Here is a 22,856-nt window from a genome sequence, read left to right on the forward strand (position 1 = left end):
ACGCGCACGGCCCGGCGCTGGACTTGTGCGCGGACGCGATGGCCTTCTTCTTCGTCTTCGACGATCAGTTCGACGGCCCCCTCGGGCAGGACCCCGCCCGCGCCGCGACCATGTGCCGACGGCTCATCGACATCGTGCACGGCGCCGCCCCGCCCGCCGGGGCGGATGCGTGCTCGGTGGCGTTCGCCGACCTTTGGGCGCGCAGCCTCGACGGTGCGCACCCGGGCTGGGCGGCCCGTACCGCGCACGAGTGGGAGTACTACTTCGCCACCCAGGCGCACGAGGCGATCGGCCGGCTCCGGGGCACTCCCGGCGACATGGAGACCTACCTACAGGTGCGGCGGTGCATAGCGGGCACCGACCTGCCGCTGTCCCTGGGCGAGCGGGCGGCCGGCATCACCGTCCCCGCAGCGGCCTTCCACAGCCCGCAGTTGCGCATCATGCGCCAGGCCGCCACCGACGTCACCTTCATGTGCAACGACGTGTACTCGCTGGAGAAGGAGGAAGCCCGCGGCGACATGGACAACCTCGTCCTCGTCACTTCCTCGAAGAGGCCGAGAGCGGCCTGTACGAGGGCTGGGAGCAGTGCACCCTCGACGTGGTCGGGCACCTGCGGCTGGCCGCCGGCAAGTACCCCGACGACCCCCGCCTGGCCTCGCTGATCGGCGAACTGGCCATGGGCAGCGAGCGCTTCCGCCGCCTGTGGGCCCGCGCGGACGTACGCGCCCGCACCCACGGCCGCAAGGCGTACCGGCACCCGCTGGTCGGACTGCTGGAACTGCACCAGGAGAACTTTGCGCTGCCGGACGAATCGGGCATGGAGCTGCTGGTGCTGTCCGCTGCCCCCGGCAGCCCCGCCGAGGACGGACTCCGCCTCCTCGCAGGGCTGGACGTGAACCAGGGCGCGGGTACGGATGCGGGTACGGAGGCGGAAGCAGAGGCGGAGGCGGAGCCGGCCGGCGACGGCGGGCAGCCCACGGCGAACGCGCAGGTCCCCGGGTAACGGGCCCGCCACGGCATTCGAGGGGCGCGGAAAATCCGTGGACGGACCCGAGGAAGATCACGTACGGCGTGGTTCCACGCCCTGAGACGGACGGAAGGAGGCGAGTGCCGTGCAGTTCACACCGTTCCAGCGCTCCCTCTTCTGCTGTCCCGGCGTGGTTCGTCAGTCCTGATCTGACCGGGAGCGCTCCAAGCAGCCCTTTCCCGGAGGAATCCATGACCGACACGGTCATCCGCACGCTCTCCGCAAGCGACGCCCATCTCTTCGACGCGCTCCCCGACCCCCTGGGCGCCCGCGAGGGCCACCGGAACACCCGGTTCCGCCCCGACTGGAAGCGCGTCGCCCTTCGCGACGGCGAGGTCGTCGCACGCGGCGCGTGGTGGGGCGGCCCCGACGACTCGGAGCCCGTCAACATCAACTGGTTCGACGTGGCCGAGGGCGAGGAGCAGGCCGGGGCCGAACTCCTGCGCTCCGCCCCCTGGCAAGTCGAACTGGAGATCAACCTGCCCGGTGGCTGGCGGGAGGGCACCGGCCTGCGGGCCGGCGCCGAGGCGCGCTTCGCCGCCGCGCGGGCCGCAGGGTACGAACCCCTCGTGGAGCGCTTCCTGTACCGCTGGACCCCGGAACGCGGTCTGCCCGAGCGGCCCGGACGCCTGCGCTTCAGCGCCGAACCCGACGACGGCGTGTTCTTCGACGCGCTGCGCCGGATCCACTCCGCCACCCTCGACGCCCACGCGCTCAGGGCCATCGAGGAGGGCGGCCTCGACCAGGCCGCCCAGGAGGAACTCGACTTCTTCCACTGGTGCCCCTCCCCGCGGGAGTGGTGGCAGACCGCGCACACCCCGGAGGGCGACCTGGCCGGCATCCACATCCCGGCCCACAACCCCTCCGGCCCGACCATCGGCTTCATCGGGGCCCTCCCCGACCAGCGCGGCCGCGGCTACGCCTACGACCTCCTCGCGGAATGCACCCACTTCCTCGTCGGGCAGGGCGCGCAGTCCATCAGCGGAGCCACGGACCAGGGCAACTTCCCCATGGCCGCGAACTCGCCCGGGCCGGCTTCCCCGTCGTCAGGGAACGCATCAACTTCCACCCGACGGGCCGGACTTCATAGGGGCCCGGGCTCCGGGGTCCCGGGGTCCTGAGGTTCCGGGACCCCAGGACCCTGCCGTCATCGAGCTCCGCCGTTGCGGCGGTCGGTTCGGGAGAGGACTCCGGTCACGGAGGCCGAGAACGGTTCTCGTTCCGTGCGCGGCAGCGGCACCTCGACCAGTCTGCCGTCGTGGATCATCCAGAGGCCGAAGCAGTCGTCTTCCTCGTCCCGCACGAGGACCTGGACGGAGTGCGGATCCGGCCATGCCAGAGACTCCAGGTGACCCAGCAACCCGCGCCAGTTGTGGCGGATGAACTGGATCACCCACACGTAGCACTCCTCGGAGGGCATGCGTGACCCGTCGAACACGCCGTCGTCCACACGCGTGAAGCACTGGTGCCATTCCCGGCTCTCGTCGGGCCGGGTGAGGGGCTCCATGACCTCCTCGGCCCTTCGCGCCAGGACGATGACCTCCGTATATCTGCTCATCGCCCCATCATGATCGCCACCCGCGACAACGGGAAACGGATTCCGATCACGTTGCGACGGCGTACGTGCCCCCGGGCGCGCCCCTGACCCGGATCGGGGCGGGATCGGGGGCGGTCCCCGGTCGGTCAGCAGGGGCCGTCAGCGGGGGCCGTCAGCGGGGGCGGGTAGCCGTGACCACGTAGTAGTCGAGGATCTGGTTCTCGTAGGCGCGCAGGAAGTTGCGGGGCCAGGTGCCCGGGGCCCACCAGCGGGAGAGCCAGGTGTCCCAGCCGGGCCAGACATCGGGGCCGATGGAAGCGGTCCGTACGTCCGTCAGGCCGGCGGCCGTGAACGCGTCCGCGAGGGCCGTGACCGGGCGGGCGATGTCCAGGCCGTTCGCGTACGTGTGCAGGAGTCCCGCGAGCTGTTCGGGGCGGTCCGGGGCCTCGTCCGCGGTGAAGAAGCTGGTGACGGCCACGGTGCCGCCGGGCCGCAGGACCCGCGCCGTCTCGGCCGCGAAACCGGCGAGGTCGGGGAAGTGCTGCGCGGCCTCCACGCTGACGACCGCGTCGAACGCCCCGTCCTCCCAGGGCATCCTCTCCGCGGCCCCCTCGCCGAACCGCAGCCGGCCCGGCTCCTCGCGCAGCAGTACGGCCTGCTCCTCACGCGCCCGGGCCAGTTGGTCAGGGTGGATGTCCATGCCGGTGACGGCGGCGGGCCCGTACTCCCTCAGGGCGACGGCGCAGCCCGTGCCGAGCCCGCAGCCGACGTCGAGGACCCGCCGCTGCCGCAGCGGACCTGCGGCGTCCAGGACGTGCCGGTAGAGGGCCTGCTGGCTGCGGGCCCGCTCGTCCTCGCCGAGCGGGCCGGCCAGGTCGATGCCCTGCCAGTACCCGAAGTTGATGAAGCCCCCGCCGAACATCGGCTGGTGCCCCAGGTCCATGGGCCCGTACGTCTCCCGCACCGCCGGCGGGATGGCGGGGTGCTCCCGCCCGGTACCCGTGTCTTCCCTCTCCACAGCCTGCACTCCTCCCGGGCACGACCCGACCGCTGCCACCGCCGCACGTGCGCGGATCCCACGGATCCTGCCCGGACACCGCACGACCATGCCGGGCCGTACGACCGTGCCGGGCCGGGCGGGCTACTCCGCGGCGGCGGAGCCCTGGGCGCGGCGGCGGGGGCGGGCCACGAGCTCGCCGCCGCAGTTCGGGCAGTTGTGCTGCATCGCCTCGGTACAGGGGGTGCAGAAGGTGCACTCGTACGAGCAGATGAAGGCGGGTCCGTCCGGCCGCACGCGGTCGTCCCCGCACCGTTCGCAGCGTTCGCGCATCTCCAGGGCCATGGCGGCTCTCCTCGCCTCGTCGTTTCGTCGTCCGCTCGGACCTTCATCCTGCGCGGAGGTGATCTTGGCCGGAAAGGGGCGACCGGGACAGCTGTGCGTACGATCCGGCCTCGGCGGAGCGGGGGCCGGTCGATCGGGTCGCGGCGGCGCGCGGTCCGGTCGATCCGGTCGGTCCGGTCGTCGCGGGGCAGGGTCCGGTGGCGGGCGGCGGGCGGCAGGCGGCAGGCGGCAGGCGGCAGGCGGCAGGCGGCAGGCGGCAGGCGGCAGGCGGCAGCGCGAGGATGCCGGTATGACGATCATCATCAAAGGGGCCAACACCCCGCTTCCCGGGGCCCGTTCCGTATCGCCGTGAGCCGGGAGGCCCGGCCGGAGGCCCCCCTGGTGCCCGTCTGTCGACGGTCACGTAATTCCCCAGGGCAAACGTCACGTAATTCCCCAGGTCCTGGTTCGCGCCGCGCCTGGGTAGAGTGCCTCGCACTGTCAGCTTCGGCGGGGAGGAATCATGGAAGCTCGGGTGCAGACCCGCGTCTCGGCTTACGCAATCGCGGTGGAGGAAGACCGGCTACTACTCACTCGCTTGTCGGAGGCTTCCCCGATCTTCGATCCCGGTCTGTGGCATCTGCCTGGTGGAGGGATCGATCACGGCGAGCAACCGGTCGAGGCGTTGGCGCGTGAGCTTCGCGAAGAGACAGGACTTAAGCTCGTCGCTGCCCGGTTGGTCGACGCGCGGACATACGCGGTCCAGCGCCACGGCGTGAGATGGCATCTGACGGCGCTGTTCTACGCCGTTGATCTCAAGGCCCATGCGCCCGCAGTGGTCGAGATCGACGGCTCCACCGATGCAGCGGACTGGATCCCGCTGGCTGAGTTGCGGGATTCGATGCTCTCACCGGCTGCCAGCGACGCCCTTCGGATGCTCCGCAGTGGGGCGCCCCGCCCCGGAGACTGCGTATGACAGTCCAGGTCGGGCGCCCACCGCCTCATCTCTGCTTGCTGGGGGCCTAGCTGGCAAGCAGCTGCTTGTCGGTGGGGCTCTTGGGACGTTTGTTCGGCCGGCAGCTGGGGCCGTTCATGATGACCTGGTGGCTGGTGATGATCAGGGACCGCCCTGGCGCTCGCTGACCAGTTCGTAGAGGTCGTCGGCCTGAGCTGCGGTGAGCTGGCGCATCGCGAAGTCGTCGAGGATGAGGACGTTGGGGCAGATCAGCCCGCGGATGCGCTTCTCCCAGGTGCGGTCCGCGTGGCCGCCGGCCAGGTCCGCCAAGATGCGGCTGGTCTTGGTGAAGCGGACGTTGGCGCCCTGGCGGACAGCCAGATGCCCGAGGGCCTGGGCGATGTGTGTCTTTCCGACCCCGACCGGACCGAACAGAATTACGGACTCGCCGGCATGGAGCCAGCGCAGGGCGGCCAGGTCGCGGATCTGGGCTGCGGGTAGCTTCGAGGAGGCTGCGAAGTCGAACTCCTCCAGGGTGACCTGCTGCTCGAACTTCGCTCTCTGCAGTCGCCGTTGGAGGGCGACGGTCTCGCGGTGGCGGTGGCGAACAGCTGCTGGGGTCCGTGGAGGAAGGCTGCGGCCCCGGCATCGCCCGTCTCCGGCTCCGGGTCGGTCTCGGTGCCGGCCACCAAGATGCCTTTGATGGTGCGGTAGGACGGGTCGCCGACCGTGACCGCCTTCGCGCAGGCCGCCTCCAGCCTGCCGTCGCCGTACTTCTTCCGCAGTCCGATGACCCCCTGGGCGGCGCGGATTCGGTAGATCGCGTTGACCTCCAGCAGTTGGCCGATCACCATGCCGCAGGCCTCACCGACCTCGGCGGCCTGGGTGCGGCACCAGACCGGCGTGCGCATCTGGAAGGCGATCTTCTCGGGCGGGTGGTCGCTCTCGTCGGTGCGATTTCCTTGTTCGAGGGCAGCGTGGGTCTTGACCAGTTCGTCGTCGTGGAAGACCTGGACCATGGTGGCGGTGGAGCGGACGTCGACGCGCCGGCCGATTGGCTTCCAGGGCACCGAGTAGAGGGTGTGGCCGACCTTGATGTGGATGTCCGGGCCGACCGTCGCAGTGGACCAGCGGGCCAGGACGAACGGTGTGTCCGGCAACGGCAGAAGGGCCTGGGCCTCGACGGCCTTGAACACCGACGCGAGCTGGCCCCGCCCAGTGGCCGGCACTGGCGTCGGCCAGCGACGTTCTGGGCCCAGGTGACGGCCTCGGCCTGCATGTGCTCGATGGAGGTGAACTGGCGCCCGCTCCAGAACGAGTCACGGATGTAGGGCATGGGCCGCTCGACCCGCGGCTTGTCCTTCGGGTGCAGGGCTCTCGCTGGGTCCACCAAAGCACCGTAATAGGTGGCGAGTTCGGCATACGCTCTGTTGATCTTCGGGTCGTAGAGATCGGGCTTGTCCACTCCCGTGCGCAGGTTGTCGGGCACCAAGCGGCGCGGGACGCCGCCGAAGAACCGGAAGGCTTCGACGTGGGCCTCGGTCCAGGCATGCTGGTTCATGTGCAGCACCGGGCGGACGAACACGTGCCGCGAGCACGGCAGCACCATCACGAACGCCCAGACCCGGTGCCGCTTGCCGGTGCGCGGGTTCGTCCACTGCCCCATGAACCCGTAGTCGATCTGGGCCTCCGAGCCCGGCTCGACGTCGTCCCGCAGCACGGTGACCCACGACCTGGCCGCCTCGTCCGGCAGCGAGGCGTGCACCCAACGGCGCAAGGACGAGACCGACGCCTTCAACTTGTGCTCATCGCGCAGACGTTGGTGGATGGTGGTGACGGTGACCGTTCCCAGCAGGCCCTTGATGTAGTCGCGGTGCCGGTCCAGCTCCGGCCAGGTCAGCTGGTTCAGCCGCCGATCCGCGAGTTCCGGGAACCAGCTCTTGATCAGCTTGGCCAGTCCACCTCGCTCATCGGCGGCCCGCCCGGGGTGATCCCGGCCGCCTCCGCCAGCGCCAGGTACTTCTTGACCGTCTTGCGGTCCACGCCCAACGAGGCGCCGAGCTGGCTCTTCGAGCGGCCCGCGTACCAGTGGACGTAGATCTCGATGATGTCGACCACGGTGAACGTTCTCCTTGTCATCCGGTGTGCCCGTCGACCTCTCGGTCCGTAGATCGAGGGACACGTGCGACTCCGCGATGTCCACGACCCTCAACCCGAACTCCGCCATGCCCATGCGGAATCAGGAGAAGTCGGGCTGAGACATAGCCTGACGCTCAAACCACCTGAACCGGGGAAAACGTACCCATCACCGGCAGTGATCCCTGGTCTCAGCCGAGCTGCCGAAGAAGAGTCACGCCACCCCCTAGATGATCGATTCCAAGGGATCGCGTCGTCGCGGGCGTTAGTCTGCTTCGGCAGGCGGGCAGGGATGCTTCGTGTTCAAGGACGCGATCTGCCTGACCCGTGAGCCGTACTAGCCCGCGTGGGGAGCCCGAGGTCAGCCTTGAACAGGTCGACGATCTCTAGCCGGCGGCGATCGACCGCATCGACCTCCGCCTTGGGTACACCGCTCCCAGTAGCGATCCGCTCGTGCACTTTCATCACGGTGTCAACGAGATCCCGGGCCGGTTCTGCCACTTCCGGCCCGGAGAGGATCTCTAGCTCGGCTGTTGCGGCAAGCAGGTGCGCGTCCTCGGTGCGGGTCCTCTGGCCTGAGATGGCTTGGGCGTAGCTCGCGCTGATGGATCGCAGGTACTCGGCGTACACGGCTCGCTTCGCACTGCCGAGTACGTCCTCGCGCTGCCACCTCTGGCTGTTGAGTACGTCCTCGCGCTGCCACCTGTGGCTGCGTTTTGCCTGCGCCTGCTGGGCAACCACGCCGATTAGCACTCCGAGCAAGGTACCGATGACACCTACGACCACGGAGCCCATTTGTAGTCCCTCGCGCGCTGTCGGTCGACGGCAGTTGCCGCCCTGGTTTGCGGCCGGTCCCAAGCAGGGATCATAGGTGGACCGCTCAGGCTGCGGCAGGATTTGCTTCGTCCTCGGTCTCGCGTGTCCGGGCAGCACCGCGGGCGCGGACGGCGTCCATGTATTCGGGCAGGTCACGCGAGCTTTCGGTCTTGGTCGTTGCGGTGTCCCGCAGCCGGAAGGCTGCGGGACACCGTGTCGATCGCAAGCTAGATGATCGATTCCAAGGGATCGTCTGCGCGCATGGGGCGAGGGCGTCCAACGTCAGTGTGTGAAGACAGAGTTGGACACCCTCGCGACCGCACTCTATGTGAAGTCCGACGACCTGCTGAAGGCGTCTCCGCATCTCGCGCCATGGCGGCCAGCCGTGGGGATCGCCCCGCAGCTCACCGACGCCGAACTGGTGACACTGGCGATGATGCAGGCCATGCTCGGCTTCACCTCCGAGGCCAGGTGGCTTCGCCATGCCCGTTCCCACCTGGGGCATCTCTTCCCATATCTGCCGCAGCAGCCCGGCTACAACAAGCGTCTGCGCAAGGGCGCCGGACTGCTTCGGCGCGTCACCCGGCTGCTCGCCACCGACACCTTCGTGTGGAGCGACGACGTGTGGATCGTGGACTCCACGCCGGTGGAATGCGGCCGCTCACGCGAGACCGTCAAACGCTCCGACCTGGCCGGATGGGCCGAGTACGGGTACTGCGCCAGTCACAGCCGCTTCTTCTGGGGCCTGCGGCTGCATCTCGTGTGCACGCTCCAGGGCCTGCCCGTCGCCTTCGCCCTGACCGGGGCCAAGGCCGACGAGCGCGAGACCCTGCTGGACCTCCTCGCCGCCGAACCCGGCCTCGTCGCCGCACGTCCTGCCCAGACACTGATCGGCGACAAGAACTACTTCGGCCGGGACTTCGAACACGAGCTGGCCGAGCAGCACATCCGGCTACTGCGGCCGGCCCGCAAGGGCGAGCCGGAACGACCCGGCGCGCCACTGTTCAAGCCGTTACGGCAGATCATCGAGTCGGTCAACGAGACCTTCAAAGGTCAACTCGATCTCGAACAACACCGAGGACGCACACCAGGCGGTGTCGTCGCCCGCGTCATGCAGCGCATCCTCGCGCTGACCGCCGCGATCTGGCACAACGACCAGACCGGACAGCCCGTCCTGCGCTCACTTACCGCCTATGACCACTGATCCCTTGGGATCGATCACCCAGGCCGTGCTATTTTTGTGAGCAAGCGTTCAACTATGGGGGTCGGGATGGGGCGCAGGCAGCTCTGGGACCAGGACGAGGTGCTGGCCTCGGCCATGCGGCTCTTCCGCCACAGGGGGTACCTCGGCGCCTCGCTGCGGGACATCGAGGAGGCCACCGGACTGCACCCGGGGAGCCTGTACCGGACCTTCCAGAGCAAGGACGGCCTGTTCCGCGCCGCCCTGGATGCCTACAACGAGCGGGTGGTGCAGGGCCGGGTCCGGGTCCACCTGATGGAGCCGGCGGACCCCCTGGCCGGCATTCGCTCGTTCTTCACCTCGACGATCGAGACCGGCGCCGAGCCCGACCCGGGCTGCCTGCTCACCAACACCGCCGTCGAGTCCTTCACCCTCCCCCAGGCCGCCGCCGGCGTGCACCACGGCCTGGCAGTGATCGAAGGCGGCTTCGCCGACGCGCTGGCCCGCGCCCGGCACCGCGGCGACACGCCGCCGGACCTCGATGTCGGGACCACGGCCGCCCACCTGCTCGCGCTCTACCAGGGCCTGCTGGTGCTCGTCCGGGCCGGCCTGCCCCGCACCACACTGCACAGCGTCACCGACGGCGCGATGGCGTCGATCGGCTCCCTGAGGACTCCACGAAAGCAGGACGACCATGAGTGACACCCAGCGGCTTTGGAACGACTACGCCGCCTGCTGGTCGGCCGACCCCGCCGACCGGCTTGCCGCCCTCGGCGCGGTCGCGGTGGACGAGGTCACCTACCGCGACCCCGGGACTGAGGTCGCCAGCCTGACCGAACTCGCCGCCTACATGGCCGGCTTCGCCGAAGCCTTCCCCGGCCACCGGTTCCGCATTGACGAGGTGCTGGAGCACCACGACCGCTCCCTCGCCCGCTGGACCCAGCTCGGCGGGCAGGGCGAGACTGCGTCGACCGGCATCAGCACCGCCCGCCACCACGAGGACGGGCGCCTCGCCGACATCACCGGCTTCTTCCTCCCGGCCTAGACGATTGATTTCGAGGTCAGTTTTCGTAGGCGGCGAGTGATCGCAGGGCCAGCTGGCCGGTCTTGTGGTTGTGCCAGATCGCTACGGTCAGCGCGAGGATGCGTTGCAGGATCCGGACGGTCACGCCGGTCGGGGTGCGTCCGCCGTGGCGTTCGAGGTCGAGCTGGCTCTTGAGTGTCTGGTTCACGGACTCGATCAGCTGCCGGAGCCGCTTGAACAGGTGCGATCCGGCCCGCAGGGCCTCGCCCTTGCGGGCCGGCCGCAGGAGCCGGATACCGGTGGCCGCCAGCTCGTGTTCGAACGCGCGGCCGTAGTAGTTCATGTCGGCGAGCAGGATCTGGCCCGGCCGCTGTCGGGTCAGGTCCGGTTCGGCCGCGAGCAAATCGAGCAGCACCTCGCGCTCGACGGGCTTGGCACCGGTGAGTGCGAAGCCTTCAGCAGGATCGTTGACGCGCACGTAGAGCGCAGTCGCGAGGGTGTCCATCTCGGCCGTCACAAGCTGAGCTTGGACACCCTCATGCTGTCTCCGAAGCTACCCCTTGGAATCAATCATTTAGCCCCGGCGGCCCTGTTGCTCTGGGCGTCAGCCGCCTGTCCGGTCGGTCGCGCGGGCTCCGCTCTGCTCTTCTCGGTGGCTGGTCCGGATATCCAGTCCCAGCTCTGCCAGTGCGCCAATGACGACCGTGGCGGGATCTCCGAGAGGCGTCAGGTCGAACCACACCCCCGATCCCGGTAGTCCGCGAACCGCTCGTGCAGCGCGCCTTCGTAGTCCCCCTCCACATCCAGGAGCGGAAGGAGCCTGGCGTGGTGGCTGGTCTGGAGCTGCGCCATCCGGGATTGACGGTGCCGGTGGCCGCCCGATCTTCGTCTGCGGAGAGTCCTCCACGCCGACGAGGTACGTCCGCACCGTCCGGCGGACCGGGCCCCGGGGTGCTGGCACCGCTGGCTCGTCGGGGGCCGGGAGCGCCTCGTCGCCCTCCACGTCCTCGGGCTTCCGATACATCACGAGGGCTGTGCTCCGCCCTGGATGGTCAGGGTCTTGCTGATGGGCGTGCCGTCGGCCCGGAACGTGGTCCGGACGATGTGCATGATGAGGACGGCGCCCTAGTATCCCAGGGCTTCCAACTCGGCTTCCGTGGCGAGCCGCGAGGTGACCTCCATCTCCTCCCATGCGGCTTCGCTCGGTCGGGGTTGCAAGTGGTCACGGCGTGAGTGGTCGGTCGGGTTCTTCATGGCCCGACCCTATGGGTGCTCGCAGTCAGGTGGCAGGCCGTGCCCCGCGGCCGGGGCGCAGGGGGGTCGGGTGTTTTGGTGACGGCTACGGCAGCCGGCGGCCGCCGAAACGGACCTCGCGGGCGGCTATCCACTCCCTGCGCAGGTAGGCGCGGGCGGAGTCCCGCTCGGCGTCCCGGTCTCCGTCGGTGCGGGACTGCGGGGCCGTGAGGTCTTCCCTTCCCCGTGGATGCGGTCGTGGGCGACCAGGCGCTCCGCGAGCATGGCCGCGTCGGTGCGCAGCTCCGCTGCGGAGTTCACCGGTTCGGGGACGTCGTCGTACGGTTCCTCGCCCGGCAGATACGGGCCCGGTGTGCAGGAGAGGGCCAGGGCGTCCAGGACGGCGCCAGCCTCCAGCAGATCGTCGTGGGCCTCCATGGCGAGGAGGTTCGCCTCGGAGAGGACGGCGTCCCGTCCATGGGCGAATCGTCCAGTCAGGGCCTCGCGGTCGGACTGGTAGCCGGCCAGCAGGGAGGAAATGAACCGGATGTCCGGCATTTGTTTGCCGTACGCGTCCATGGCGGCCTGGGAGGCGCTCCAGGTCGGTAAGCCGTTGGTGTCGTATCCGGGCGCGTGCACGCAGGAGACCTCTCGGGGAGTGCCGGGTTGCCGGGTCGTATCCACGGGTGGCTACCGGCGGGCTCTCCGAGTAGCGGCTCGTTGAAGCGAGAGGTGACGCGATGGCCTTGTCCCAGCAGACCGATCCGGTTCTCGACCACGTGTCCGGCCTTGTATTTCTCGCGGTCGAAGCCGGGTGGCCGACCGCCTGCGCTGCCGCGACGACGACGGTGTCCGGCCTGGTCCCGCTTCTCCGAGATGGTGTGCGGGTTGTTCCGCACCCGCTCGGCAGGAGCCACTCCCTGGGTGTTCGGAGCTCACCAACTGCCCTGGAGGAGCAGCAAGAGCCCCGGCGCGGGGTTCGCCACGGTGGTTGCATTGGCCACCACGACCCCCAGCGCACCCAGGGCCGGGACTGTCGGCAGCAGGCTGTACCACCGCCGACCCCGACGCCAGGCCACCACGGACAGGCCGATGAGAACGGCTGCCAGGAGCCCGGACAGCACGCCCTTCACCAGGTGCCATCGCACGTACTCGTCGAGCATCACGTGCAGCGCGGGCGAGATCGGGCCGTGTGCGAGCTGGTTCCGGGCCTGGGCCAGGTCAGCGGTCAGATCGGCGTTGGCGCGGTGGTGCGCCAGACGCGGCAGCAGCGTGCCGAACGGCGACACGAACCCCTGGACGTTCAAGATCATCAGTGTCGCGGCCGCGAGCGCGAGCACCGCGAGCGGCAGTCGGAACCGCCGGATCCGGACGGCCAGTGCCACCAGCACCACGAGCAGCGGCAGAGCTATCACCGCCCGTACCAGGTGATAGCCGAACTGTTGGTCGATAAGGTGCTGGAGGTCGGCCGGGAAGCCCCGGCCGCCGCCCGAGGACCAGTACGCGGCAAAGGCGCGCGGGAAGTCGTCGAACGGGCCGGGGAAGAACAGTGGCGGTGCCAGGAAGAACGCGACGGCCAGCAGAAGGGTCATGGCCAGGAGCCCGGCGTTACGCCTCCGGGCGTGGGTGGTACTCAAAGGTGACTCCTCGTCGGATCGGCCGCACATCGCAGGGGGGCGGGCACGGTGCGCCCAAGCTAGGCGGCTGTCGGCAAGCGCCGACAGCCCGCTGGACCTACTCCCGGGGTAGGTCTGGCACCACCTGCCGGTGGCCGTGCCCGGACCTGTCGGCGGGCACGGGGCGAGCTGTGCGGCGGCGCGGCCGGAAAGGTAGGGCTGGCCCTACCGCAGGACTCGCCCCAGCGTCCTGGCTCGGGCCGACCGGGTGCGCCTAGCCTGGGCCCATGACCTCAGCCGATACCCTGCTCAGGGCGATGATGAGACCCCGGTTCCTGGTCTCGGCGTGGCCATGGCGCGGGGCGGTGTACGCCGCGACGGCGGCAGTGGTGTCGGGCCTTGTCTGGCTCGTGCTGACCTGCCTGTCTGCTCCCCTGGTGCTGGCCGTGGCAGTACTCATGAACGAGGGGATCGACACTGGCTGGTATGCACTGGCCGCGACCGCGCTCGGTCTCCTCGGCGTCAGCCTCCTCGCGCTGGTGGGGCCGTGGCTGGCCCTTGCGGTGGCGGCCGTGGAGCGGTGGCGGTTGCGGCTGGTCGACGACGGGCCGGTCGTGTCGCGGCGCAACGACGGCGTCTACACCGATCCGGATGCCTGGCGGGCGGTTACGTACCTGCTGCTGCTGGCTGTGATCGCGCCGCTGTGGCTGGGGGTACTGGCGGTCGCCGGCCTAGTGGTGGTCTCCACACCGATTGCGGTGCACCATCAGCTGGCGGCCGCGGCACCGGTGGGCGGCGTGGTCGGGCGGGCCGCACTCGGGCTGCTGCTGCTCCAGGCGATGCCGTACCTGACCGCGACGTTCAGTGGTGTGCATGCCGGGCTCGCACGGTTGCTGCTGTGCGCCGAGCCGGACCCGGCTGTGGCCGAACTGGTCGAGGTGGCACGGTCGCGGACGCGGCTGGCGGACGCGTTCGACGCCGAGCGCCACCGGATCGAGCGAGACCTGCACGACATCGCTCAGCAGCGGTTGGTGAGCCTGACCATGCAACTCAGTGTGGCCAAGCTGGACCTGCCAGCGGACTCTCCGGCGAGGGCGCCGGTGGCCCTGGCGCACGACCACGCCAAGGCGTTGATGGTCGAACTGCGTGATCTGATCCGGGGGATCAGTCCGCGAACGCTCCGTGAGCTGGGGCTGCGCGCCGCGATCGAGGAACTGGCCGCAGGCAGCCCGCTGGAGGTCGAGGTGGACGCCGACCCGGGTCGCTTCCCGCCAGGGGTGGAGACGGTTGCGTTCGCGGCGGTGTCGGAGGCACTGGCCAACGCGGTCAAGCATGGGGCCGCCGGCGAGGCCGCGGTGAGGGTCCGGCGTTCGGGCGGCATACTGACCGTGCAGGTGCGTGACGACGGACGCGGCGGGGCGGACCCGTCGGGAGGTACGGGCCTGACCGGTCTGGCCGACCGCACGGCGGCGGCCGGGGGCCGGCTGCTGATCTCCAGCCCGGTCGGAGGGCCGACGATCGTGCGGGTGGAGCTGCCGTGCACGTTGTGATCGCCGAAGACTCGGTCCTGCTCCGTGAGGGGCTGATCGGACTGCTGCCCCGGTTCGGTTTCGAGGTCCTGGCCGCGGTCGGTGACGCCGACGGGCTGGTCGCGGCGGTGCAGCAGACCAGGCCCCGCCTGGTGGTCACCGACGTGCGCATGCCACCCGGATTCACCGACGAGGGCCTGCGCGCCGCAGTGGCGTTGCGCGACGCCGACCCCGGCTTGGCGGTGGTGGCGCTGAGCCAGTACGTGCAGCACAGCTACGCTGACGAACTGCTCGCCTCGGGCCAGGGACGGGCCGTTGGGTACCTACTCAAAGACCGGGTGGGCGACGTCGCCGAGTTCGCGGAGATGCTGCGGCGGGTGGCCGCCGGCGGTACGGTCGTCGACCCCGAGGTAGTGCGGCAGTTGATGCAGCGGCAGCGGGATCCGCTCCGTCACCTGTCGTCGCGGGAGCGCCAGGTGCTCGCGTTGATCGCCGAGGGGCATTCGAACGCGGCGATCGCCCACATCCTCACCCTGACCGAGGCAGGTGTGGGTAAACACATCGGCAGCCTGCTGGCCAAGCTGAACCTGCCGGTCAGTAACGATACCAACCGGCGTGTCCAGGCCGTTCTCACGTACCTGAGAGGTCGGCAATGAGCATGGGGCCGCAAGCCGGTCCACCGCCACGAGGGCAACCGGCCCTCCCCGAGGATGAATCCAGCCGCCCAGCAGTCTCAAGGCTCCTTTGAGATGTTGATCTTCGCTGTGGAACGATCTTCGGATCGCAGGCGGCAGATCCCACACACCATCCCGGAAAAGCCTGACCAGGCCGGACACCGGCGTCGGCGCGGCAGCGCAGGCGGTCGGCCACCCGGCTTCGACCGCGAAAAATACAAGGCCAGACACGTGGTCGAGAACCGGATCGGCCTGCTGAAACAGGCCCGCGGTGTCGCGACGCGCTACGACAAGCTGGCCGTCCGCTACGAGGCCACCATCCAACTCGCCCTGATACGGCAGCCACTGTGAACACATCTCAAACACGCCACAAGCCCTTGATCACAGCCGCTAGCTGCGGATCTCCGCGTTCGGATGGGGCTGGACCGGATCCGTTCGCGGAGGTCGATCTCCTCGGAGGTGAGCGGGTCCTCGGGCCAGCGGATGCGGACGGGCTTCGGCCTGAGCGACTGACGGGACTCGAAGGTGGACGAAGGGCCCGAGCTGGCGGTGACGCCCGGAGCCTGGGCCGCGTTCCTCGGCGAGGTCACGGGGGCGCGACCGTAGCGTGAGGAGCCTTTGTAGACTCACCAGGTTTTGGTGATCTTCCTCAGAGGGGTGGCACGAGTACGTGCAAGCGATTCGAAGAACACTGGTAGCCGGACTCGTGCTCGCTGCGGGTCTGTTCGCCGGTACGGCGGCGGGCCCGGCCGTCGCGGCGGGGACCGCCCCGGCCGGGAAGCCGGTGAGCCTGATCTCGTACAACGTGTGCGGCGCGTCGTCGACGTGCAAGAGCAGCGCGGCGGACGAGGACGTGTGGGCGGACGAGGCGCTGCAGAAGGTGCCCGACCTGGGGGCCACCGATGTGGTCATGCTCCAGGAGCTGTGCGCTGGCCAGTACGAGAAGCTGATGCAGAAGCTGGGCGCGGGATACTCCGGCCATTTCGCGGCCAAGGTGAGCAGCACCGGATGCAACCAGTGGAGCACCACGGCCACGCCGACCACTGAATCGACCCAGCTCGGACAGGCCGTCATCCTGCGGACGAGCGCAGGCGTCGTCGGATCGTTCGTCCAGGTCGTGGCGAACGACACGCGGCTCGCGGTGTGCGCGAAGGGTCCGGTCGCCGGCCGCCACACCCTGGCCTGCAGCGTCCACCTGTCCGCTAGTACCGCGGCGGGCGATATGCACGAGCTGTTCGGGCACATCGAGGCGAACGCGGGCGGCGCCGCCGTAATCCTCGGCGGCGACTTCAACGCAAGGCCCGACGTCGTGGATCCGACGGTCGGCCCGGGCAGGCCCGTGACGGGTCCGCTCGTCGAAGCGGACGCCGGGACGAAAACCCCGACGGCGGGGTGGAACACCGCCACCAAGACCTACACGGCGAAGTTCGACCACGCCTTCTTCAGCTCGGAGGACTTCGAGACCCCATCCGCGTCCGTCGCCGACGTGCAGCTCGCCGGGACGAAGGACCACGCCCTCCTGCGGGCGAAGGCGGTCACCCGGGCCCCCGTGGACGGCGATCTCACCGGAGACGGCCGCCCCGACCTGCTCGCCGTACGCAAGGACGGGACGTTGCGCCTCTACCCGGGCACCGGCGCCGGCCGGTTCGGCTCCCCTCAGCTGATCGGAAGCGGTGGCTGGCTGGGGGCCGTGGTCAGTCACCGCGGCGACTGGACCGGCGACGGGCGCGAGGACGTGGTGGCGCGGATCGGCGACAACCTGTGGGTCTACCCCAACGTGGGCGGCGGAACGCTGGGCGAGCGCGTAGCCGTACCCAACCGGGAAACCGGCTGGACGGGCACGGTCCCGCTCGCCGCCGGAGACCTCGACGGCGACGGCCAGTGCGACCTGGTCGTCAAGAGCGCGAGCGGCAGCCGCCTGTGGCTGCACCGGGGCGGCACCCCGGCGACCGGCCCCTCACTGCCCCGCGCGGCGATCGAGCTGCTGCCCACCGAGGGGGACTGGGCGGATCACGACGTACTCACCCCGGGGGACGTCACTGAGAACCCGGCCGAGACCGGTGACGAGAACATGGCCGACCTGTGGGCACGCAACCGAACCACGGGCGAGCTCAAGGAGTTCCGCTCCAAGGGCGCGGCCGGCCTGGCCGCGCCCCAGACGATCGGCGGGGACACCTGGACCGCCGCACAGCGCCCCCTGGCCGTCTCGCTCGGCGACGCGGACGCCGACGGCCGCGCCGACCTCTGGGTCACCACGAAGTACGACGCGACAACCGCCACGGGCGGCGACCTATGGTTCCGCCCGGGCACCACGGACATCTTCGGCACCCCGGTCCGAGTCGGCGAAGGCGGCTGGGCCTACATCCAGTCCCTCGCCTGAGAAACACCGGGAGCCCCGGCGCGACACTGCGCGTCGGGACTCCCAAGTGGGAGTGTCATGAATGATTCCCGATAGACCCGACATAGAGCCCCCAGCCGAGAGCCGTGGATCAGTTGAGTCCGGCGGCATCCGGGTCGCGCAGTGGCCGCAGGCTGCCGCCGGCTGGGGTGGAGGCGGTGAAGCTGTAGCGGCCGAGCATGTTGAGATTCTTGTGCTTGAGCGGGGAGAGCCGGGCGATGTCCTCGTCCCGGATCTCGTGGTCCTCCGCGCGGAGCTGGGCGACGGCGGCGTCGATGTACCGGGGCGTCCAGAGCACCACGGCGTTCAGGACCAGGCCCAGTGAGCCGAGCTGTCCTCCGCCCCGTCCCGGTACGCCTGGTGGATGGTGCCCTTCTTGCCGTGGCAGATGTCCCGGGCGAGCTTGTGGCGGGACTCCTGAACGGTGAGCTGCTTGTGCATCTGACGCCGGTAGGTGTCGTCCACGGGGTCCACCACCGCCAGGAGGTGGAGGGTCTTGGCGATCCGCCGGTACTCGGCGAACGCCTGCCCCAGCGGGGTGGGGTGGCCCTCGCGGCCGAACATCCGCAGCAGGTCGTAGGCCCGGACCTGGTTGGTGACCAGGGAGCCGGCCAGCGGCCCAGATGCCCGCCGTCTCGGCGCCGGGCATCTGGGCCTTCCAGAACCGCTGGTCCTCCCGGTCCTTGAAGCGCGGCGAGGAGCTCATCGGCATCGGGCAGATGGTGGTGCCCGGCACCCCGCGCGACTGTCGGCTCCTCGGCGAACTTCCCGTACGCCTCGGCCTGCTCATCAGTCAGAAATTCCACCGGCATGCGGCGGACGGTAACCAGCCCCCGCCAGCGGTCGATGATCTTCCGGAGAACACCCGCAGCAAGCCGATCACCTGCGCTAGGCGACCAAGATCAAGTCCTTAGCGCCAACGGCTGTACCGCTGGTCCCCATGGCCGTATGCCGCGCCTCGCACCTAAAGCCGTGCGGACGGCACAGTGCCGGGGCGTTCGGCTCGCGCTGACGACCGTGCGGACCTCAGTACTCAGTTCCACCGTGGATCCATGTCGTGCTGAAACTGCGCCCACGTTGCGGTCTCGGCCTGGTACCGCTCGGCCTGCCTCCTCAGATTCTCTTGCTCATCCGCTCGACGCCGAGCCTTGTCCCGGTCACCTTCTGCCCCTTCCAACAGGTCGAGGGCTTTGCTGGAGGTCTCCTGGGCGTCTTGGCGGGCCATCTCGCACCGGTCAAGCACGGTCTCGATACGGGCGATGGCCTCGCTCACTTCCTCGGCGAGCTCGCGTGCCGCGGCCGGGAGCTCCTTCTGGGTCTCGAAGAGGAGTCCTGCAGTGCGCTGGTATCCCTCGCGTTGCCCCAGGAGGTCTGCGAGGCGGGCCATGACCTGCTGGTAGTGGTGGCTGACCTCGTCAAGTTCCTTCTGTGCCTGGTCGTAGGCTCGCTGCGCAGGGGTCTGATCGCGGGCTGTTTGGGCGGCATTACGTAGTCGTATACCGTATTGCAGCTCCGTAGAGGAGACCGGCTGGACCTCACGTGCCTGGCCAGCGACCTGCTGGTCCCGGATGCACAGGTTGAGGGCCTGAACGAGATCCTGCAGCTTGGTGCGGGAGGGAATCGTCTCGCTCTTGAGCCAGCGCGAGAGCGTGGTCTCTGCGATCCCGAGTTGCGACTCTCCTTCCTCCCAGTCCTGCCAGGGCCGGTCGCGGTCGCGCTTCACCTTGGCCACCGCCAGGCCGAGCGAGGTCCAGCCTCCGCGGACCAGGCAGCCGCGCAGCCATCGAACAAACTCGGCGTCATGGGAGGTCACTTCCCTCCGAGGCAACGACTCGGCGCCCCTCCCGCTCCCACGCGGCCCGAGCGTCCCGCCCAGCCGCCAGTGCAGCGGGTCATACGGCCCCAGATCCGAACTCCCGTCCATACGCCACTCCCCGTCCTCCGCGCTTAGCCGAACTTCCAGGGTTGCATCCTCGGCTGCAGCTTCAGGAATTCGGCTCGGTCTGCGTCCACTGGTGGGGCCCCCACCGACTCTCTGTGGCTGCCAGGGGCGTCGGGCCGGCCCGTTGCCGGAAGGCCCAGGGAACCAACGCACGTGCATTCGGACAGACACCGCGCGGAGCCCTACACCGGAACACGAAGGAGAGAACTCCCTTGAACGGTCAGAACGATCAACTCAGCCTGCGGGCTGTCCTGCTCATCATCGTAGGCACGGTCGCCGGGTGCCTGGCCTACCAGCGCCCCGCCATCGGAACGGCGGTGGTAGTCGGTGTCGGCGTCGTCGGGCTGCTGCACCTTCTGCTCGCTCCCTGAGCTTGTCCGCCCTCCTCGCCGCTCGAACGATGGCTGTGAACCTTGCTTCCGCGCAGCGCACGGCAAGTTCCCCCTCGGAACGCATGCTGCTCCTTTGGGGCACCGTGCGCCACGGCGGGGCGCGCCCGTTCCGCGATCCGGTAGGCACACGCACCGGGGATCGCCTGCTCGGCAGCCTTGAGGGCCATCTCGACCGTCGGCACCACGAAGGAGAGAAGGGCCGGTGTCGGGGCCGGCGGCAGCAGCGTGCGCGCGATGTCCTCCGCCGACGGGGCCACGAGGTAGTCGATGCTCGTCTCGAATCCGCTCGGGAGGTTCTCGGGCCACCCGGCCAGCACGAGATGGACGCCGGGCGCCTGCGGCAGTTCGGCGATGAGCTGGCCTACAAGGTCCATGACTGACGCCGAGAGACGTTCGGCCGCGGTGTCGAAGCCTTCGAGGACGAGCCACGCCCCGTCCGGCTTCGCGATCTCCTTGAGCGTCTCGGACAGGGCGACGACGGTGCGGCTGCGCACTTCGCGCTGGCCGGTGGTGAGCCCGGTCAGCGGGCCCGCACCCGTCTCGGCGGCGAAGGCGCCCGCCACCTTCTCGGCGAAGGACGCGGCGTCCTCACGCTGGCAGTTCGCGACGTCGATCGCTGCGTACACCCCGGAGAAGCGGGTGACGAGGGCACGGACGAGGTACTTCGTGAACCGGAGCCCGTGCCCCGGCTCCCCGACGACCACGATGAGGCGTTCGTGTGCAGTGGCGTCGGGGTGCAGGCCGCGGTGGATCCGCTCCACTGTCCCGAGCCGGCCGATGACCGTGCGGGTCACCGCGTTGCCCTGCTCGTCGGCCTTCTCGACGGTCGGGACGAGCGGCACGCTCTCGGGGACCTTCGGCGACTCGATCTTGGACACCAGCGGCCGCATCGGGACGGCCCGGTTGCAGACCTCGTCTTCACCGGAAGCCAACCGGCCGGGTCTGCCCGCCTGGTGGAGGCCGACGACCTGGAATTCCGCGTCGAAGACCGGGCCGCCCGACGAGCCCGCGGAGGTGTTCGCGGAGTGCAGGAGCCTCATGGGCGGATCTCCGAGGGGCCTGTCGACCGTTCCGATCGACCACAGCATGGGGGGGCTTGACCAGTGCCGTTGTCGGGGTGGTGCAGCACGTGGATCTGGAACCGGCTCCTGGGAATGGACTCGCACGGGGGTCTCGGATGGAACGGGCGCTCCTCGGCCAGTCTCAGGAGCGCGGCATCCCAGGGCCCGTCCTCACCGATGCCGACGACGCTGTCGACGACGAAGTCGGCGGCGGCCTCCTGGGTGGCCGGGGGCTGTAGTACTCAAGCCAGGCAGCGGCGAGCGGGGTCGGCGTCCCCGTCAGCTGGGTGGGCGACTCCTGGTCGTCGAGCAGGTCCGCCACGTTCCCGAACGTCACATGGATACGGCTCGTCGAGCCCGTGCGCGCCGAGAAGGATCCCGGCTGCACCTCGTCGACGAGCGGCGCCACCACGTGGGCGGCGGTCGCCACCAGGGTCGGGGCGACGAGGAGGCCGGTTCCCTGCTGCCCGTCGGCTTCGACCTGGCACACGAGGTCGGAGGCGAGGAGGAGGCGCCGCGCAGCCACGCGGGGGTTGGCGGGCAGATAGGCGCGCGAGCCGATGGCCTGGAGCGTGACGAGGCGGTCGAACAGCTCCTGCTGGATGTCGACGGGCCCGTCGTCGATGAGCAACCCCGCCTTGGCCAGTGCAGCCTGGAACGGGACGACCTTGTCCAGCCCGAAGGCGTTGGTGAAGGCACTCGGGACGTAGTCCTCGGGATCCTCGTAGTCGACGCTGCGGATCCCGAGTTGGTGCAGGATGGCCCGGATACGTGGAATATCCCGCACGACGGAGTTCGCCATCGCGAGGAAGCGCGGATTCCAGGACTCCGGCACGGGTGTCACCACCCCGGTATCACGGCTGCCAGATCGGGTGTCACGCCTTCGAGGCCATGGGCCCAGTTCACTCGCGCGGGCACCCCGGCGAAGTGCAGTCCGAGCACCTTCCGGCCCCCGGCCTCGAGGTCGACGACGAGCGAGCCGGAGCTGCCGCCGAGCGTGCTGGCATCGTGGCCGATGATCCATTTGCGGGCGTCGTCTTCCCGCTCGCCCCGCCCTTCGGTGAGCAGTCCCGGAGTCAGCCGCTTCACGCCTTTGACTCCGGCGAACAGTTCGGCGAACACGTCCGGGGTGGTGGACCCGGGGTTGCCGGGGAAGCCGACGAGGTAGACCCTGCGCCCTCGGGAGGCGAGCCCTCCCTGCGTCTGCGGGTCGTCGCCGCGGGCGACCTCGACCGGGGCGGGGAACTGCCGTCCCGGTACCCGGTCGAGTTCGAGCACGGCCAGGTCGAGGCCGTCGAAGTTGACCTCTCCGACGGTGGGATGGGCGAACTCGGGAGCTCCGGCGCGGCCCACGCCCAGCACCCGGCGGATGGGGAACGAGCGGTCCGGCGGTCCGCCGCCGATCTCCACCCCGAAGTCGACCGACACGCCGGGGGCGAGCGTTCCGGTGAACGTGCCGTCGGCCGTCCGGGACGGATTCAGGGAGATGGCCTTCAGGACGTGGTAGTTCGTCACGACGACACCTTCGTCGATCATCCACGCCGTGCCCTGGTAGCCGATGGGCACGCGAGGGTCGTTCACCCGGCCGACCGCCCGGCAGACCTTGCGGACCTCGGCCTCCACCTGCATCAGGGACATCCCCCACGTGGTCGCCGCGGGCGCGCCTGCGTCGAAGAAGTCGTCCTTGACGAACAGCACCGGGCGGGACCCGTCGCTGTGGACGACGGCCTCCAGGTTCGCCTCGTCACGCCGGCTGAACCGGGCGTCGCCGCCGAGATCGGCCACCTCCCACAGCGCGCGCTCCGCGTCCTGCTTCAGCCGCTCCAGCACCTCAGGATCGGCCGGCTCCCCCAGTTGCTCCTCCAGCCAGGCGATGTCGCGGGACAGCTCGTCGATCAGGTAGGCGGGGTCCGGTGGGCTCGGCGGGCCGCCCCCGGCTGCCGATTCGAATCCGCCTTCTCCGTCCGAGGGCCCGCCCAGGAGCCCGTCGTAGGGGTTGCGGCCAGGCATGGCAT

20 protein-coding genes and 8 pseudogenes are annotated in these 22,856 nt (G+C 69.7%); 12 read left to right on the forward strand and 16 right to left on the reverse strand.

The window, feature by feature from the left end:
• Positions 1 to 38: 38 nt before the first annotated feature.
• The 3 pseudogenes from OG764_RS00145 to OG764_RS00155 all read left to right on the forward strand — a co-directional run.
• Positions 39 to 482, forward strand: a pseudogene (locus OG764_RS00145) (terpene synthase family protein); the annotation flags it as partial.
• A gap of 2 nt (positions 483 to 484) precedes the next feature.
• Positions 485 to 1,003, forward strand: a pseudogene (locus OG764_RS00150) (MmyB family transcriptional regulator); the annotation flags it as partial.
• Positions 1,004 to 1,218: 215 nt separating this feature from the next.
• A pseudogene (locus OG764_RS00155) lies at positions 1,219 to 2,117 on the forward strand (GNAT family N-acetyltransferase).
• 57 nt (positions 2,118 to 2,174) lie between these two features.
• On the opposite strand, the gene OG764_RS00160 reads toward OG764_RS00155, so the two are convergent.
• The 3 genes from OG764_RS00160 to OG764_RS00170 form a co-directional block, all read right to left on the reverse strand.
• The gene (locus tag OG764_RS00160) at positions 2,175 to 2,585 is read right to left on the reverse strand and encodes a hypothetical protein (protein WP_328966295.1); all 411 of its coding nucleotides are present in this window, start codon (positions 2,583 to 2,585) and stop codon (positions 2,175 to 2,177) included.
• Positions 2,586 to 2,736: 151 nt separating this feature from the next.
• Positions 2,737 to 3,582 (reverse strand): class I SAM-dependent methyltransferase, encoded by an 846-nt coding sequence (locus OG764_RS00165; RefSeq protein ID WP_328966296.1) that lies wholly within the window; start codon positions 3,580 to 3,582, stop codon positions 2,737 to 2,739.
• A 123-nt stretch (positions 3,583 to 3,705) separates the two neighbouring features.
• On the reverse strand, positions 3,706 to 3,906 hold the full coding sequence (locus tag OG764_RS00170; protein ID WP_328966297.1) for a DUF1272 domain-containing protein: 201 nt from the start codon (positions 3,904 to 3,906) through the stop codon (positions 3,706 to 3,708).
• 502 nt (positions 3,907 to 4,408) lie between these two features.
• On the opposite strand from OG764_RS00170, the gene OG764_RS00175 reads away from it, so the two are divergent.
• Positions 4,409 to 4,861 (forward strand): NUDIX domain-containing protein, encoded by a 453-nt coding sequence (locus tag OG764_RS00175; RefSeq protein WP_328966298.1) that lies wholly within the window; start codon positions 4,409 to 4,411, stop codon positions 4,859 to 4,861.
• A 46-nt stretch (positions 4,862 to 4,907) separates the two neighbouring features.
• On the opposite strand, the pseudogene OG764_RS00180 reads toward OG764_RS00175, so the two are convergent.
• The 3 genes and pseudogenes from OG764_RS00180 to OG764_RS00190 all read right to left on the reverse strand — a co-directional run.
• A pseudogene (locus OG764_RS00180) lies at positions 4,908 to 5,434 on the reverse strand (ATP-binding protein); the annotation flags it as partial.
• Positions 5,434 to 6,958: pseudogene (gene istA, locus OG764_RS00185) on the reverse strand (IS21 family transposase); the annotation flags it as partial. The pseudogenes istA and OG764_RS00180, both read right to left, overlap by 1 nt.
• A 321-nt stretch (positions 6,959 to 7,279) precedes the next feature.
• A complete protein-coding gene (locus OG764_RS00190; protein ID WP_328966299.1) occupies positions 7,280 to 7,771 on the reverse strand; it encodes a hypothetical protein in 492 nt (163 codons plus the stop codon).
• Between the two features lie 310 nt (positions 7,772 to 8,081).
• Here OG764_RS00190 and OG764_RS00195 point away from each other — a divergent pair, with 310 nt between their 5' ends.
• The 3 genes from OG764_RS00195 to OG764_RS00205 all read left to right on the forward strand — a co-directional run bounded on the left by OG764_RS00195 (position 8,082) and on the right by OG764_RS00205 (position 10,017).
• Positions 8,082 to 8,996, forward strand: a complete 915-nt coding sequence (locus tag OG764_RS00195) for an IS982 family transposase (protein WP_328966300.1) — start codon at positions 8,082 to 8,084, stop codon at positions 8,994 to 8,996.
• A gap of 66 nt (positions 8,997 to 9,062) precedes the next feature.
• Complete coding sequence (locus OG764_RS00200) at positions 9,063 to 9,674, forward strand: TetR/AcrR family transcriptional regulator (protein ID WP_328966301.1); 612 nt, start codon at positions 9,063 to 9,065, stop codon at positions 9,672 to 9,674.
• Positions 9,667 to 10,017 (forward strand): nuclear transport factor 2 family protein, encoded by a 351-nt coding sequence (locus OG764_RS00205; protein WP_328966302.1) that lies wholly within the window; start codon positions 9,667 to 9,669, stop codon positions 10,015 to 10,017. Before OG764_RS00200 ends, OG764_RS00205 begins: the two co-directional genes overlap by 8 nt.
• Positions 10,018 to 10,033: 16 nt before the next feature.
• On the opposite strand, the pseudogene OG764_RS00210 reads toward OG764_RS00205, so the two are convergent.
• The 5 genes and pseudogenes from OG764_RS00210 to OG764_RS00235 all read right to left on the reverse strand — a co-directional run.
• Positions 10,034 to 10,447 (reverse strand): annotated as a pseudogene (locus OG764_RS00210) (transposase); the annotation flags it as partial.
• A gap of 275 nt (positions 10,448 to 10,722) precedes the next feature.
• Positions 10,723 to 10,848 carry a hypothetical protein gene (locus tag OG764_RS00215; RefSeq protein ID WP_328966304.1) on the reverse strand — a complete coding sequence of 42 codons (126 nt, stop codon included), beginning with the start codon at positions 10,846 to 10,848 and terminating at the stop codon, positions 10,723 to 10,725.
• 273 nt (positions 10,849 to 11,121) lie between these two features.
• Positions 11,122 to 11,250: a hypothetical protein gene (locus OG764_RS00220; RefSeq protein ID WP_328966305.1), complete on the reverse strand. Its 129-nt coding sequence runs from the start codon at positions 11,248 to 11,250 to the stop codon at positions 11,122 to 11,124.
• A 126-nt stretch (positions 11,251 to 11,376) separates the two neighbouring features.
• Complete coding sequence (locus OG764_RS00225) at positions 11,377 to 11,868, reverse strand: hypothetical protein (RefSeq protein ID WP_328973299.1); 492 nt, start codon at positions 11,866 to 11,868, stop codon at positions 11,377 to 11,379.
• 296 nt (positions 11,869 to 12,164) lie between these two features.
• Positions 12,165 to 12,821, reverse strand: coding sequence for a hypothetical protein (locus OG764_RS00235; RefSeq protein ID WP_328966306.1), 657 nt, complete (start codon positions 12,819 to 12,821; stop codon positions 12,165 to 12,167).
• 311 nt (positions 12,822 to 13,132) lie between these two features.
• Here OG764_RS00235 and OG764_RS00240 point away from each other — a divergent pair, with 311 nt between their 5' ends.
• The 5 genes and pseudogenes from OG764_RS00240 (at position 13,133) to OG764_RS00255 (ending at position 17,428) form a co-directional block, all read left to right on the forward strand.
• A complete protein-coding gene (locus tag OG764_RS00240) occupies positions 13,133 to 14,395 on the forward strand; it encodes a sensor histidine kinase (RefSeq protein ID WP_328966307.1) in 1,263 nt (420 codons plus the stop codon).
• Positions 14,392 to 15,030 (forward strand): response regulator transcription factor, encoded by a 639-nt coding sequence (locus OG764_RS00245; RefSeq protein WP_328972834.1) that lies wholly within the window; start codon positions 14,392 to 14,394, stop codon positions 15,028 to 15,030. Before OG764_RS00240 ends, OG764_RS00245 begins: the two co-directional genes overlap by 4 nt.
• 93 nt (positions 15,031 to 15,123) lie before the next feature.
• On the forward strand, positions 15,124 to 15,399 hold the full coding sequence (locus OG764_RS00250; protein ID WP_443055836.1) for a hypothetical protein: 276 nt from the start codon (positions 15,124 to 15,126) through the stop codon (positions 15,397 to 15,399).
• A 171-nt stretch (positions 15,400 to 15,570) separates the two neighbouring features.
• Positions 15,571 to 15,654 (forward strand): annotated as a pseudogene (locus tag OG764_RS41615) (DUF397 domain-containing protein); the annotation flags it as partial.
• Positions 15,655 to 15,754: 100 nt separating this feature from the next.
• The gene (locus OG764_RS00255) at positions 15,755 to 17,428 is read left to right on the forward strand and encodes an FG-GAP-like repeat-containing protein (RefSeq protein WP_328966308.1); all 1,674 of its coding nucleotides are present in this window, start codon (positions 15,755 to 15,757) and stop codon (positions 17,426 to 17,428) included.
• A 109-nt stretch (positions 17,429 to 17,537) separates the two neighbouring features.
• Here OG764_RS00255 and OG764_RS00260 read toward each other — a convergent pair.
• The 5 genes and pseudogenes from OG764_RS00260 to OG764_RS00280 all read right to left on the reverse strand — a co-directional run.
• Positions 17,538 to 18,143, reverse strand: a pseudogene (locus OG764_RS00260) (Tn3 family transposase); the annotation flags it as partial.
• A 336-nt stretch (positions 18,144 to 18,479) separates the two neighbouring features.
• On the reverse strand, positions 18,480 to 19,259 hold the full coding sequence (locus OG764_RS00265; RefSeq protein WP_328966309.1) for a hypothetical protein: 780 nt from the start codon (positions 19,257 to 19,259) through the stop codon (positions 18,480 to 18,482).
• A gap of 418 nt (positions 19,260 to 19,677) precedes the next feature.
• Complete coding sequence (locus OG764_RS00270; RefSeq protein ID WP_328966310.1) at positions 19,678 to 20,820, reverse strand: hypothetical protein; 1,143 nt, start codon at positions 20,818 to 20,820, stop codon at positions 19,678 to 19,680.
• Between the two features lie 163 nt (positions 20,821 to 20,983).
• A complete protein-coding gene (locus OG764_RS00275) occupies positions 20,984 to 21,685 on the reverse strand; it encodes a hypothetical protein (RefSeq protein ID WP_328966311.1) in 702 nt (233 codons plus the stop codon).
• The gene (locus OG764_RS00280) at positions 21,682 to 22,851 is read right to left on the reverse strand and encodes a trypsin-like serine peptidase (protein WP_328966312.1); all 1,170 of its coding nucleotides are present in this window, start codon (positions 22,849 to 22,851) and stop codon (positions 21,682 to 21,684) included. The genes OG764_RS00275 and OG764_RS00280 overlap by 4 nt, the downstream gene beginning before the upstream one ends.
• Positions 22,852 to 22,856 lie beyond the last annotated feature (5 nt).

Origin of the sequence: Streptomyces sp. NBC_00239 (assembly GCF_036194065.1) — a bacterium.
In the GTDB taxonomy this organism is placed as follows: domain Bacteria; phylum Actinomycetota; class Actinomycetes; order Streptomycetales; family Streptomycetaceae; genus Streptomyces.

Coding starts and splice junctions, on each gene's coding strand:
- OG764_RS00160 (WP_328966295.1), bottom strand. CDS start 2,585: ATGAGCAGATATACGGAGGTCATCGTCCTGGCGCGAAGGGCCGAGGAG.
- OG764_RS00170 (WP_328966297.1), bottom strand. CDS start 3,906: ATGGCCCTGGAGATGCGCGAACGCTGCGAACGGTGCGGGGACGACCGC.
- OG764_RS00175 (WP_328966298.1), top strand. CDS start 4,409: ATGGAAGCTCGGGTGCAGACCCGCGTCTCGGCTTACGCAATCGCGGTG.
- OG764_RS00190 (WP_328966299.1), bottom strand. CDS start 7,771: ATGGGCTCCGTGGTCGTAGGTGTCATCGGTACCTTGCTCGGAGTGCTA.
- OG764_RS00200 (WP_328966301.1), top strand. CDS start 9,063: ATGGGGCGCAGGCAGCTCTGGGACCAGGACGAGGTGCTGGCCTCGGCC.
- OG764_RS00205 (WP_328966302.1), top strand. CDS start 9,667: ATGAGTGACACCCAGCGGCTTTGGAACGACTACGCCGCCTGCTGGTCG.
- OG764_RS00215 (WP_328966304.1), bottom strand. CDS start 10,848: ATGGCGCAGCTCCAGACCAGCCACCACGCCAGGCTCCTTCCGCTCCTG.
- OG764_RS00220 (WP_328966305.1), bottom strand. CDS start 11,250: ATGAAGAACCCGACCGACCACTCACGCCGTGACCACTTGCAACCCCGA.
- OG764_RS00235 (WP_328966306.1), bottom strand. CDS start 12,821: ATGACCCTTCTGCTGGCCGTCGCGTTCTTCCTGGCACCGCCACTGTTC.
- OG764_RS00240 (WP_328966307.1), top strand. CDS start 13,133: ATGACCTCAGCCGATACCCTGCTCAGGGCGATGATGAGACCCCGGTTC.
- OG764_RS00250 (WP_443055836.1), top strand. CDS start 15,124: ATGTTGATCTTCGCTGTGGAACGATCTTCGGATCGCAGGCGGCAGATC.
- OG764_RS00270 (WP_328966310.1), bottom strand. CDS start 20,820: ATGAGGCTCCTGCACTCCGCGAACACCTCCGCGGGCTCGTCGGGCGGC.
- OG764_RS00280 (WP_328966312.1), bottom strand. CDS start 22,851: ATGCCTGGCCGCAACCCCTACGACGGGCTCCTGGGCGGGCCCTCGGAC.